This window comes from Mesorhizobium monacense (genome assembly GCF_056781675.1).
The window spans coordinates 2190825-2203207 of the sequence record NZ_CM165567.1; the positions used below are offsets into that span (position 1 = coordinate 2190825).

Consider the following 12383-nt stretch of genomic DNA (forward strand, 5'->3'; position numbering starts at 1 on the left):
TCGAAAATCCGTCGAACCTTTTTCCGGCTCGCTGCGACTGACGATCAAGAGGCGGATGGATCGCCTCTCCAACGAAACCAGGAGATCGTCATGTTCAAGCGCACACTCGTTTCCGGCCTGATCGCCACCACCGTCGCCGCCGGCACGCTGGCTGGCACCATCCAGCCCTCGGCCGCCCACGGCCATCATCACCACCGCGAAATCGGCATCGGCATCGCCGCCGGCGTCGGCGGGTTTGTCCTTGGCAGCCTGCTCTCCCAGCAGCCGCGCCCGGTCTATGTCGAGGAATATGGCGACTCGCGGCACGTCCGCCGCTGCCTCGCTCGCTATGCCAGCTACGACCCGTACTCCGACACCTATGTCGGCTATGACGGCTGCCGCCATTACTGCCGGCTCTGAGAGGAGGTGAACCGCTTCAGGCAATTGGAAGAAGGGGCTCCTCGGTGGCCCCTTTTTCCGCTGTCTGGAGGGTTCGGCTCTTGTTGAATTGGTCGACTGCCAATGTCGGCGCCGCCTGCGACCGGCGGTGTACAGCGATTTTCCGAACGTCTAATCTCCCCTCCACGACCAACGGAGAGGAGGGACCCTTGGACGAACAGGATCCGAAGGAAGACCTGATCGAGCCCGTTTTTCGCAACGGCACGGTCACCACCGTCGGCATCCTGCTGGCGTTTTCGCTGGGCTTCATCACCCATTGGGCCGCCAACCCGATCCCTTGGCAAACCTACCATCTGCTCGCCGTCGTGCCGATCCTGGTCGGCATCGCATTGCAGATGCGGGCGCTGTCCATGCTGCTCGATGTCCAGTCGCTGCAAAGGCGCATCTACGAGCGCGCCAACCGCATCTTCATTGCGGGTCTCATCTTCACCGCGAGCGGCGTCGGGCTGGCGATCCTGCTCGATGTCTTCGAGGTTGCGGGCAAAAGCGCGCTGCCGAGCGGCTAAAGCGCGTCGCGCTTTAGCTCCTTGTTTTTATGCATGTCGTTGTCCCAAAACCACTGCGCATTTTGGGCGACATGCACTAGCTGGCCGCCGCGGCCCCTGGGGCATCCTGGCAGATGTCGCACCATTCGGCGCCGACCAGTCCGGCCATGCGCTCGACGCCTATTCTCACCGCCGCATTGGTCGCGCCGGCTGCCGGCACGACCTCTTCGAAGGTGCGCAGCGATACGTCGCAATAGACCGGCAGCGGCGAGGCGAGGCCGAAGGGGCAGACGCCGCCGACCGGGTGGCCGGTGATGTCAGCCACCTGTTCGGCATCGAGCATGCGCGGCTTGCCGCCGAAGGCATCGCGCGACTTGCGGTTGTCGATGCGCGCATCGCCACGGGCGACGACGAGCAGAACCCGGTCGCCGACGCGCATGCAGATGGTCTTGGCGATCTGCCCCGGCTCGACGCCATGCGCCGCGGCCGCGAGGGTCACGGTCGCCGAGCTTGTCGGCGTTTCGATCACCTCGATGTCGGGGGCATGTTCGGCGAAGAAGGCTTTGACGGACTGGAGGCTCATTCTCTTCAGGTGGGGACTATGGCTTTGGAAGGTCGGCGCAGACTTGGCCGTCGCCGGCCGCGTGTCAAGGCGAGCGCGCGGCGGTGATGTCGAAGAGTGATCCCGATGCATCGGTGCTGCCTTGTGAAGAAGGGTTCGAAAGGCCGCCGATCATCCTGGTGATTTCCGTCGCGGCCTCGCGCACCAACGGCCCAATCTCGGCCAGCCGCTCCTGCGTCACCCGCACCGTCGGCCCCGACACCGAAACGCCGCCGATCGGCTCGCCGAACTCGTTGAAGATGGCGGCGGCGACGCAGCGCATGCCGGGATGCCGCTCCTCGTCATCGACCGACCAGCCGCGCAGCTTGATCCTCACCAAATCGTGGGCCAGCGCCGAGATGTCGGACAGCGTGTTTTCGGTAAAGCGCTCCAGCCCCGCCTTGCGCAGGATGGCGCCGACGCGCTCGGGCTCAAGATGCGCCAGCACCGCCTTGCCGATGCCCGAGGCATGGAAGGAGCTGCGCGTGCCCGGCCGGAAGAAGGCGCGGATCGCCTGATGCGTCTCGACCTGGCTGACGAAAACCACGCAATCATCCTCGGCGACGCCGAGATTGGCGGTCTCGCCGGTCTTTTCCATCAATTCCTGCATGACGATGCGGGCGCGGTCCACAAGCTTGCGGCGGCGCAGGAACGCCGCACCCATGCGGTAGGTCTCGACGCCGATCGACCACAACTGGTCGGTGCTCTCGAACTCGACCATGCCGTGGTTTTGCAGGGTCGTCAGCATACGGTAGGCGGTGGACGCGGCGAGGCCGCTCTGCGCGGCGATCTCGCTCAGTGACAGGCCGCTGCCTTCGGCAACGATGGCCAGGATGCGAAGCGCCCGGTCGAGCGACTGTACCGAAGCGGCCTCGGAGGGGCCGTTGAAGGCGCGGGGACGGCCGCGCTGGCGTTTTTCGGTCGTTTCCATGGCGTCATTCTTGCCGATTTCGCCAAACAAGCAATGAAAAAGTTTTTCACTCTTTTGTGTGGCCAGATTCTGGAAAACGGAAAACTCAATGAAATCAGCGTGCAGTCGGCGTTTTCTATAAATGAAAAAATATTCTGAAAAAATTGAAAAATGGCGAGAACGCTGCCATCCTTGGGCCATCAACACATTTGCGGAGGCTGGACATGGCCAGGATGCGCGCTGTCGACGCAGCGGTTCTCGTTCTCGAAAAAGAAGGCATCACCACGGCTTTCGGCGTGCCGGGCGCGGCGATCAACCCGTTCTATTCGGCGTTGAAGGCGAGGGGCACAGTCCGCCATATCCTGGCACGCCATGTCGAGGCCGCCTCGCACATGGCCGAAGGCTATACGCGGACCAAGGCCGGCAATATCGGCCTGTGCATCGGCACTTCGGGGCCGGCCGGCACCGACATGATCACCGGGCTCTATTCGGCGGCCGCGGACTCTATCCCGATCCTGTGCATCACCGGCCAGGCGCCTCGTGCCAGGCTGAACAAGGAGGACTTCCAGGCCGTCGACATCGCCGCGATCGCAGCACCTGTCGCCAAATGGGCGGTTACCGTCATGGAGCCCTATCTGGTGCCGATGGCGCTGCAAAAGGCGTTCCATTTGATGCGCTCGTCGCGGCCGGGCCCGGTGCTGATCGACCTGCCGGTCGACGTGCAATTGGCGGAGATCGAGTTCGACATCGACGCCTATGAGCCGTTGGCACCGTTCAAGCCGGCGATGACGCGCGCCCAGGCCGAAAAGGCGCTGGCGATGCTTAATGCGGCCGAGAAGCCGCTGATCGTCGCCGGCGGCGGCATCATCAATGCCGACGCGTCCGATCTTTTGATCGAATTTGCCGAGATCACCGGCGTGCCGGTTATCCCGACGCTGATGGGCTGGGGCGCGATCCCTGACGACCACCGGCTGATGGCCGGCATGTGCGGGCTGCAGACCTCGCACCGTTACGGCAATGCGACGATGCTGGAGGCCGATTTCGTCTTCGGCATCGGCAACCGCTGGGCCAACCGCCACACCGGTTCGGTCGACGTCTACACCAAGGGCAAGAAGTTCATCCATGTCGATATCGAGCCTACCCAGATAGGCCGTGTCTTCGCGCCGGACCTGGGCGTGGTCTCCGATGCGGGTGCCGCGCTGAAGATCTTGCTCGATGTCGCCACCGAGTGGCGGACGGCGGGCAAGCTGCGCGACTGGTCCGGCTGGGCGAAGGAATGCCAGCAGCGCAAGAAGACAATGAAGCGCAAGACGCATTTCGAGCAGGTGCCGTTGAAGCCGCAGCGCGTCTATGAGGAGATGAACAAGGCGTTCGGCCGCGACACAACCTATGTCACCACGATCGGGCTGTCGCAGATTGCCGGGGCGCAGTTCCTGCATGTCTACAAGCCGCGCAACTGGATCAATTGCGGCCAGGCCGGCCCGCTTGGCTGGACGCTGCCGGCGGCGCTCGGCGTGCGCGCCGCCGATCCCGACCGCACCATCGTGGCGCTGTCCGGAGACTACGACTTCCAGTTCATGATCGAGGAACTGGCGGTCGGCGCGCAGCACAAATTGCCCTACATCCATGTTGTGGTGAACAACGCCTATCTCGGCCTGATCCGTCAGGCGCAGCGCGGTTTTTCGATGGATTTCGAGGTCAGCCTCGCCTTCGAGAACGTCAACCGTGCCGGCGATCCCGAAGCCGGCTACGGTGTCGACCATGTGGCGGTTGCCGAGGCAATGGGCTGCAAGGCGGTCAGGGTCAGGAAGCCCGAAGAGTTCGCCGGCGCCTTCAAGCAGGCGCAACGGCTGATGAAGGAACATCAGGTGCCGGTCGTGCTCGAATTCATCCTCGAGCGTGTCACCAACATTTCCATGGGCACGGAAATCGACAAGATCACCGAATTCGAGGAGCTTGCCGAAAGCCATGAGGATGCGCCGACGGCCATCGTGATGCTTGATTAGCGGGAACAAGGAGAAAAAGAATGCCGCGTTTTTCAGCCAATCTGTCGATGCTCTTTGGCGAGCATGATTTCCTCGACCGCCTCGATGCGGCCGCCCGCGCCGGCTTCAAGGGCGTCGAATATATCGGCCCGTATGACCATGCGCCCGAGGTGGTTGCCGCGCGGCTGAAGAAGAACGGCCTGACGCAGGTGCTGTTCAACCTGCCGGCCGGCGACTGGGGCAAGGGCGAGCGCGGCATCGCCGTGCTGCCGGATCGTGTGCCGGAGTTCCGCCAGGGCGTCGCCAAGGCGATCAGCTATGCCCATGCGCTCGGCTGCGAGCAGATCAACTGCCTCGCCGGCATCGCGCCGCAAGGTGCGGATCGCTCCGTGCTGGAGAACGTCTTTGCCGAGAATCTGGCCTTCGCGGCCGAGAAGCTGGAGCAGGCCGGCATCCGGCTGCTGATCGAGCCGATCAATACGCGCGATATTCCCGGCTTCTTCCTCACCAATTCCGACCAGGCGCTGGCGCTGATCGAACGCATCGGCTCGAAGAACCTGTTCCTGCAATACGACATCTATCACATGCAGATCATGGAGGGGGATCTCGCCCGTACCATCGAGGCAAACCTTGGCCGCATCGCGCATATCCAGCTTGCGGACAATCCCGGCCGTCACGAGCCGGGGACGGGCGAGATCAACTATCCCTTCCTCTACGAGCATATCGACCGCATCGGCTATTCCGGCTGGATCGGCGCCGAATACAAGCCGAAGGCCGGGACCGAGGCTGGGCTGGCGTGGTTTCGCGATCTGGCTGGGCAGGGGAGCGCGGCGGCGTAGCGGTTGCAATTGAGCCGCGTTCCTTCGCGCCGCCCTCTGGCAAAATACGGAGACGAAAAATGGAAACCATAGGCTTCATCGGCCTCGGCATCATGGGCGCACCGATGGCGGGGCACCTCTTGGATGCCGGCTACAAAGTCATCGCCAGCGACCATCGCTCGAAGCCGCAGGCCGATCTCGTCAACAAGGGGCTGAAAACCGTCACCGGCCATGACGCCGTGGCGAAAGAGGTCGACATCGTCATCCTGATGGTTCCCGATACGCCGCAGGTGGCCGATGTGCTGTTCGGCGACAACGGCGTTGCATCCGGCCTGAGCAAGGGCAAGCTGGTCATCGACATGAGCTCGATCTCGCCGATCGAGACCAAGGCGTTTGCCAAGAAGATCAACGATCTCGGCTGCGACTATCTCGACGCGCCGGTGTCGGGTGGCGAGGTTGGCGCCAAGGCGGCCTCGCTGACCATCATGGTTGGTGGCGAGGACAAGGCCTTCGAGCGCGCGAAACCCGTGTTCGAAAAGATGGGCAAGAACATCACCTTGGTCGGGCCGAACGGTGTGGGGCAGACGACCAAGGTCGCCAACCAGATCGTTGTCGCGCTGACCATTGAAGCCGTCGCCGAAGCGCTTGTTTTTGCATCAAAAGCCGGCGCCGACCCGGCCAAGGTCAGGCAGGCGCTGATGGGCGGGCTGGCGGCCTCGCGCATCCTCGAAGTGCATGGCGAGCGCATGGTCAAGCGCACCTTCGCGCCAGGTTTTCGGATCGAACTGCACCAGAAGGATCTCAACCTCGCGCTGGAAGGCGCCAAGGCGCTCGGCGTGGCTCTGCCCAACACTTCTACGACGCAGCAGCTGTTCAACTCCTGCGCGGCCAATGGCGGGGCGAAGGAAGACCATTCGGCACTGGTCAGGGCGCTGGAGCGGATGGCGGGGCATGACGTTAGTGAGTAGTGAATGGTGAATGGTGAGTGGTGAGTAGTCGCTATTTTCACTACTCACTACTCACTACTCACCATTCGCTAAGAACTTCCTCGCCGCATAAAGGCTGACCGCGGCTGCGTTCGACACATTGAGCGAGCGGATGGCGCCCGGCATGTCGAGGCGGGCCAGCGTCGTCACCGTCTCGCGCGTCTTCTGGCGCAGGCCCTTGCCTTCGGCGCCCAGCACCAGCGCGATCTTGTCGCCAGCAAAGGTCTTTTCGAGTTCCGCCGGTCCGTCCGAATCGAGGCCGATGGTCCGGAAGCCGGCTTCGTGCAGTTGTCCCAGCGCGTCGGCGAGGTTCTTCACTTCGATCTGGTCGATGTGCTCAAGCGCGCCGGAGGCAGATTTCGCCAGCACGCCCGATTCCTGCGGGCTGTGGCGCGCCGTGGTGATCAGCGCGCCGGCGCCGAAGGCGACCGCCGAGCGCAGGATCGCGCCGACATTGTGCGGGTCGGTGACCTGGTCGAGCACGAGCACCAGTTTTGTGTCGCCAAGCGCGTCGAGACGCTTCGGCTTCAGTGGCTCGGCCTCGATCAGCACGCCCTGATGCACGGCGTCCGAACCGGTGACCCTGTCGATCTCCTTCGGTTCGACCAGTTCGGCCTTGAACGGCAGGGCGGCGAGATCGGCGATCGCCAGCCGCTCAGCGGCGTTGCGCGTCACCAGCATCCTTCTGATCTTGCGTCGCGGGTTGTCGAGGGCCGCCCGCACCGTATGCAGGCCGTAGATCCTGACCAGACCGTCGGCCGCGTTCTCGCCGGGCGGCACCGGCTGGCGCGGCCGGAAGGCCGGGGCGCCACCTGCCTTCTCGTCGCGGTGGGCGCGGCGCAGCTTGGCGTAATGGGTGTCTTTCGGGGTCTTGGGCTTGTTGTCGTTGCTCATAGCCGGCTTCTATAGCCGTGTCGCCGTGCCATGGATACTGGCAGAAAACCGGCTTGCCGGGCAGGCTGTCAAATTCAGCGCATTTTGCCGAGAGGTTGCGGTTGACACCCACTGGCCTTGCCGCCATAAGGCGCTTCGCTGATTTCGGACAAGACCTAGGTTTCGACCTGATCGGCGAGAATGCCTCGTTGCAAGGCTTCGACGGCAGGCTGGAGAGGTGCCCGAGTGGTTAAAGGGGACGGACTGTAAATCCGTTGGCTTAGCCTACGTTGGTTCGAATCCAACCCTCTCCACCACTGCCAGCCCGTGAGCCTTGAGACGATGCGGGTATAGCTCAGTGGTAGAGCAGCAGCCTTCCAAGCTGAATATGCGGGTTCGATTCCCGCTACCCGCTCCAAGCATGCTGTTGAAATCACTATTAGAATCATTTCCTTAAAAATGCGCCGTGTCACGGCCGTGTCACGACCGCAGTTTGGCCCTCGCGTCGGCGACCTTGCGATTGTTGTCGAGGTCGCCGTTGCGGACATAGCCCTGCGTGGTCTTGGTCGTGGTATGACCAGCCATCTTGCGCGTCGAGACCGGCGGCGAGCCCTTGGCTCTTCCAGCCGCCGCTTGAAAAGCATCCCCCTGCACTTGGCAGGTCTAGCCCTCGCCTGTAGAGGCTGCGCGACGCCGCCGCGATTGGCGGTATCATTGCAGGCCTCGGGTCGGCCACTGGGTGCAAACAGATGCAGGGGGACCGGCAATGGCGATTGAATCGAAAGAGCTCGCGCTCACCTACTATCCGATCCCGAAAAGCGGCAGCAGCAGCGTCAAATATGCGTTGATTGCACTTGGCGGGAAGGACATTGATTTTCCCGACTGCCGCTACGACTATGGCTTTCTGGTCGACTATTACGACCCAGGCAGATGGGGAGGCATTCCTGAAGGCGATGCCGGCGAGCCCTCGACGCTGCATGTCTACGGCGATCCGGCAGCCGGGCGCGACGGTCGCCTCATTTTCCCCAGAACGCCGCGCAACTTCCTGCACTTCATGTCCAAGCGACCGCTGGTCGAACGCGGCTTAGTCTAGAGATCAAGCGACGACGGTCAGCCGGCGCTTGCGCTCGTCGAGCGATACGATGGCGAGGCCGCTTGCCACCACCAGCAGGATGCCGCAGACGGCAAGTGTGTTCGGAAACTGCCCGAACACCAGCAGGCCCGAGATGACCGCCCAGACGGTGAAGCAATAGTAGAACGGCGCGACCGCGCTCGTCGGCCCGACGCGGTAGGCCATGAAGATGAAGAAATGGCCGAAGATCAGGAAGAAACCGGCGCCTGCGATCAGCGCCAGGTGACGGGCCTCGGGCATCACCCATGGCTCGGAAGCCAGATGTGCTGCGCCGGCGCCGACCAGCACCACCAGGACCGCGGACATGGCGACGACCATCCCCGGCACGTCGGCGCCGACCTTGCGGCCGGCGAGATCGCGTGCGGCCGACAGCGCCGCATTGCCGAGCGCCAGCAAGGCATAGACCGATATCCCTTGCATCGTCGGCTGCGCCACCATCACCGCGCCGATGAAGCCGAGCCCGATCAGCGCCATGCGCGCGCCGCCGATCCGTTCGCCGAACAGGATCGAGGAGCCGACCAGCATCAGCAGCGGCGTGATCTGCCCGAGCGCGGTGGCATCGGCGATCTGCATGTTGGCCAGCGCCACCACGTAGCAAAGGATCGCCGCTAGCTCGAGGAGGTTTCTGCGCAACACTCTTCTGTCGAGGATCAACGGCACCTGCTTGCCATAGCCGAGCAGCAGCAACAGCGGCATCCCCCACAAGGCGGCGGCCATGCCGCGCAGGAACAGCACCTCGTAGGACGGCAGCCCCGACGTCGCGAGCTTCATCATTGTGTCGTTGACCAGGTAGAACCCGGTGGCAACGATCATGAACAGCGGGCCGCGAATGTTTGTGGGAATGAACTGCATCGGCCGAACAAATCAGAGCGATGCCGTGGCGGCAATGGGCCAGGCTGGCGCCGTGAATCCGGCAAGGGCAGGGGGATTGCGCCTCCGACGGGCTCGGCTCCTGCCTATTTCATTTCCCGGCTGGCGTTCCTATATCGGCGCCTTGTCCCCCGAAAATCGGATCGCAGGTTCGGATCGACTGAGAGAGCGCTCAGCCACAAGGCACTTGTGTTTTTCAGCCGTAGTCGCTAATCGCCCCGCATTCGACTGAACTGAAGGTCCAGGCCGTCCAAGGAAAGAGACTATGGCAAAAGGTAAATTCGAGCGCACTAAGCCTCATGTGAACATCGGCACGATCGGCCACGTCGATCATGGCAAGACGTCGCTGACGGCGGCGATCACGAAGTATTTTGGCGAATACAAGCGCTACGACCAGATCGATGCGGCGCCGGAAGAGAAGGCCCGCGGCATCACCATCTCGACGGCGCACGTCGAATACGAGACGGCCAACCGCCACTACGCCCACGTCGACTGCCCCGGCCACGCCGACTATGTGAAGAACATGATCACCGGTGCTGCGCAGATGGACGGCGCGATCCTGGTCGTGTCGGCCGCCGACGGCCCGATGCCGCAGACCCGCGAGCACATCCTGCTGGCCCGCCAGGTCGGCGTGCCGTCGATCGTTGTGTTCCTGAACAAGGTCGACCAGGTCGACGACGCCGAGCTGCTCGAACTGGTCGAGCTCGAGGTTCGCGAACTGCTGACCAAGAACGAATTCCCCGGCGACGACATTCCGATCGTCAAGGGTTCGGCGCTGGCCGCTCTGGAAGATTCGGACAAGACGATCGGCGAGGACGCGATCCGCGAGCTGATGGCTCAGGTCGACGCCTACATCCCGACGCCGGTCCGTCCGCTGGACAAGCCGTTCCTGATGCCGATCGAAGACGTGTTCTCGATCTCGGGCCGCGGCACGGTCGTCACCGGCCGCGTCGAGCGCGGCGTGGTCAAGGTCGGCGAGGAACTGGAGATCGTCGGCATCCGTCCGACCACCAAGACGACCTGCACGGGCGTCGAGATGTTCCGCAAGCTGCTCGACCAGGGCCAGGCTGGCGACAACATCGGCGCGCTGCTGCGCGGCGTTGACCGTGAAGGCGTCGAGCGCGGCCAGGTTCTGGCCAAGCCGGGCACGGTGAAGCCGCACAAGAAGTTCGTGGCCGAAGCCTACATCCTGACCAAGGACGAGGGTGGCCGTCACACGCCGTTCTTCACCAACTACCGTCCGCAGTTCTACTTCCGCACGACGGACGTGACCGGCATCGTGTCGCTGCCGGAAGGCACCGAGATGGTGATGCCCGGCGACAACATCACGGTCGACGTCGAGCTGATCGTGCCGATCGCCATGGAAGAGAAGCTGCGCTTCGCCATCCGTGAAGGCGGCCGCACCGTCGGTGCCGGCATCGTCGTCACCATCAAAGAGTAATCGACGCCGGCCTTAGCCGGAGTTTCGAATGGAAAGGGCGGTCCTCGGGGCCGCCCTTTTTTGTACCGACGTGTCGCCGGCCGGTCGCCGATTATCCGTGTTGTTTCAAAGCTGTTGCAAGCGCCGCCGCCGCAACTAGTATAGGTTGCATTGGGGAGCTTGCCGGCAAGTGGTTCCAGGGCATCGTTTGAACAATCAGGCGTGGTGGTCGCTGGGGCTGGTTTGCCTGGTGTCTCTGTTTGTCATGGGGCATGCCGCGTTAGCGGCGGATGCGAGAGAATCCGATCTTGGCCCGCCGATGCGGTTTGTTGTCGTGCGCAGCAATGCGCCGGGTTGCGAGCCGACCTGTCCCGAATGGATCTCGGCGGAAGGCACGATCGAAGCCGGCACGCCGGCGCTGTTCAAGCGCGCGCTCAAGAAGCTTGGCGGCCGCAAGCTGCCTGTTATCGTCGATTCTCCCGGCGGCAATGTCGATGCGGCGCTGGCGCTTGGCCGGCTGATCCGCAAGAACAAGCTCGATATCGCAGTCGGCAAGACCCGGTTCGATGGCTGCCTGCCGGATGAGAAGGACTGCACCGACAATGACGGCAGGGGCGCCCGCTATTTCGGCACCGCCTATGCCGACGGCTCCATTTGCAATTCCGCCTGTCCGCTGATGTTTTCCGGCGGGGTCCGCCGTGTGGTCGGGCAATGGGCCTCTCTCGGCGTCCACCAGATCACGACCACCTACGTCAAGACGAAATTGCTCTACCGGACCACCTATCGCGTGGTGAAGGGCAAGAAGAAGGTCATCAACACCAAGGTCGTCAGCCGAAAGAACGCCGGCAGCTACAAGACCTACGAGATGAGCAAGGCGGTCGAGAAGAGGCTGGCGGCCTATCTGAAGGAGATGGGCGTCGGCCAGGGCGTGCTCGAAACGATGAAGAACACGCCCGCCAGCGGCATCCACCAGCTGGTCCCGGAAAACATGCTGCGGATGAACCTCGTCACCAGCCCGGATTCCGTCGACCTGTTCACTGCGGGAACCATATGCCGCGCCAATCCGCTGCCCGCGAATTGCCGGGAGATACCGGCGAACAAACCGGCGATGTCGACGGTCGAGGCCCCGACGGCCGGGTCCGAACCTGCCGAGGTCACCCCGGCCCAACCCGAGATCGCGCAGCGCGATGAGGATATGCGCTTTGTCGTCGTTCGCGGCAGCAATCTGCTTTGTGACCCTGACTGCCCGGAATGGATTTCGGCGGAAGGCACGATTACGGCCCGGACGCCGGAGAGGCTGCGCCAGCTGCTCGACACGCTTGGCGGTCGGCGATTGCCCGTGGTGATCAGCTCGCCCGGTGGCGACGTGCTCGGCGCGCTGGCGGCGGGACGGCTGATCCGCGAACGAAAGCTCGACGTCGCCGTTGCCCGCACCGAATTCGTTGGCTGCGAACCGGGAGAGGCGGATTGCGCGGCCGAAGACGGCGTCCATGCCGGGCTGACCATCGACACCCGAGGCGAGTGCGATTCGGCTTGCGTGCTCATGCTTGCCGGTGGCGTCAGACGGCTTGTCGGTTCCCAGGCACGGCTCAGCGTGCATTCGATGGGGCTGGAGCGGAAGGTCAAGGGCTACCTTGAGGAGATGTCGATCGGCTCCGGTCTGTTCTCGACGATGCAGTCCGTTTTGTCTTCAAGCCACAGGCAGCTCGAACCCGACATGATCCTGAAGGTCGGGCTGACGACCGGGCCCCAATCGGTGGACGCGCTGACCGGCGCCACGATCTGCAAAGCGTCGCCGAAACCTGACAACTGCCGCATGGTGCCGGCGCCCAACGCCCAGGCCGACGCGCCCGCCCGCCTGTAGC

At 63.4% G+C, this 12383-nt stretch carries 12 protein-coding genes and 2 tRNA genes; 10 read left to right on the plus strand and 4 right to left on the minus strand.

Features of this window, described 5'->3' with window-relative positions; all coding sequences use genetic code 11:
• Window positions 1-90 precede the first annotated feature (90 nt).
• Complete coding sequence (locus AC1RUK_RS10430) at window positions 91-399, plus strand: BA14K family protein (RefSeq protein ID WP_481835679.1); 309 nt, start codon at window positions 91-93, stop codon at window positions 397-399.
• Window positions 400-587: 188 nt separating this feature from the next.
• A complete protein-coding gene (locus tag AC1RUK_RS10435) occupies window positions 588-944 on the plus strand; it encodes a hypothetical protein (protein ID WP_481835678.1) in 357 nt (118 codons plus the stop codon).
• 76 nt (window positions 945-1020) lie between these two features.
• Here AC1RUK_RS10435 and AC1RUK_RS10440 read toward each other — a convergent pair whose 3' ends face one another.
• Both AC1RUK_RS10440 and bhcR read right to left on the minus strand, forming a co-directional pair.
• Window positions 1021-1506 carry a YbaK/EbsC family protein gene (locus tag AC1RUK_RS10440; RefSeq protein WP_481835677.1) on the minus strand — a complete coding sequence of 162 codons (486 nt, stop codon included), beginning with the start codon at window positions 1504-1506 and terminating at the stop codon, window positions 1021-1023.
• Between the two features lie 64 nt (window positions 1507-1570).
• On the minus strand, window positions 1571-2455 hold the full coding sequence (bhcR, locus tag AC1RUK_RS10445) for an HTH-type transcriptional regulator BhcR (RefSeq protein ID WP_436175907.1): 885 nt from the start codon (window positions 2453-2455) through the stop codon (window positions 1571-1573).
• 203 nt (window positions 2456-2658) lie between these two features.
• Here bhcR and gcl point away from each other — a divergent pair, with 203 nt between their 5' ends.
• The 3 genes from gcl to AC1RUK_RS10460 are packed head-to-tail and all read left to right on the plus strand — an operon-like array spanning window position 2659 to window position 6205.
• Window positions 2659-4440 carry a glyoxylate carboligase gene (gene gcl / locus AC1RUK_RS10450; RefSeq protein ID WP_481835676.1) on the plus strand — a complete coding sequence of 594 codons (1782 nt, stop codon included), beginning with the start codon at window positions 2659-2661 and terminating at the stop codon, window positions 4438-4440.
• Window positions 4441-4460: 20 nt separating this feature from the next.
• A complete protein-coding gene (hyi, locus tag AC1RUK_RS10455; RefSeq protein WP_481835675.1) occupies window positions 4461-5258 on the plus strand; it encodes a hydroxypyruvate isomerase in 798 nt (265 codons plus the stop codon).
• A gap of 59 nt (window positions 5259-5317) precedes the next feature.
• Window positions 5318-6205: a 2-hydroxy-3-oxopropionate reductase gene (locus AC1RUK_RS10460; RefSeq protein WP_481835674.1), complete on the plus strand. Its 888-nt coding sequence runs from the start codon at window positions 5318-5320 to the stop codon at window positions 6203-6205.
• Between the two features lie 54 nt (window positions 6206-6259).
• Here the strand turns inward: AC1RUK_RS10460 and AC1RUK_RS10465 are convergent, their stop codons facing one another.
• Complete coding sequence (locus AC1RUK_RS10465) at window positions 6260-7117, minus strand: TrmH family RNA methyltransferase (protein ID WP_481835673.1); 858 nt, start codon at window positions 7115-7117, stop codon at window positions 6260-6262.
• A gap of 211 nt (window positions 7118-7328) precedes the next feature.
• Here AC1RUK_RS10465 and AC1RUK_RS10470 point away from each other — a divergent pair.
• From AC1RUK_RS10470 to AC1RUK_RS10480, 3 genes are all read left to right on the plus strand, one after another.
• Window positions 7329-7413, plus strand: a tRNA-Tyr gene (locus AC1RUK_RS10470).
• Between the two features lie 27 nt (window positions 7414-7440).
• Window positions 7441-7514 (plus strand) — tRNA-Gly (locus tag AC1RUK_RS10475).
• A gap of 348 nt (window positions 7515-7862) precedes the next feature.
• Window positions 7863-8189: a hypothetical protein gene (locus tag AC1RUK_RS10480; protein WP_481835672.1), complete on the plus strand. Its 327-nt coding sequence runs from the start codon at window positions 7863-7865 to the stop codon at window positions 8187-8189.
• Between the two features lie 3 nt (window positions 8190-8192).
• Here AC1RUK_RS10480 and AC1RUK_RS10485 read toward each other — a convergent pair whose 3' ends face one another.
• Window positions 8193-9080 carry a DMT family transporter gene (locus AC1RUK_RS10485; RefSeq protein ID WP_481835671.1) on the minus strand — a complete coding sequence of 296 codons (888 nt, stop codon included), beginning with the start codon at window positions 9078-9080 and terminating at the stop codon, window positions 8193-8195.
• A gap of 283 nt (window positions 9081-9363) precedes the next feature.
• Between AC1RUK_RS10485 and tuf the strand changes: the two genes are divergently transcribed.
• A complete protein-coding gene (gene tuf / locus AC1RUK_RS10490) occupies window positions 9364-10539 on the plus strand; it encodes an elongation factor Tu (protein ID WP_006202147.1) in 1176 nt (391 codons plus the stop codon).
• 169 nt (window positions 10540-10708) lie between these two features.
• Window positions 10709-12382 carry a COG3904 family protein gene (locus tag AC1RUK_RS10495; RefSeq protein WP_481835670.1) on the plus strand — a complete coding sequence of 558 codons (1674 nt, stop codon included), beginning with the start codon at window positions 10709-10711 and terminating at the stop codon, window positions 12380-12382.
• Window position 12383: the final 1 nt, after the last annotated feature.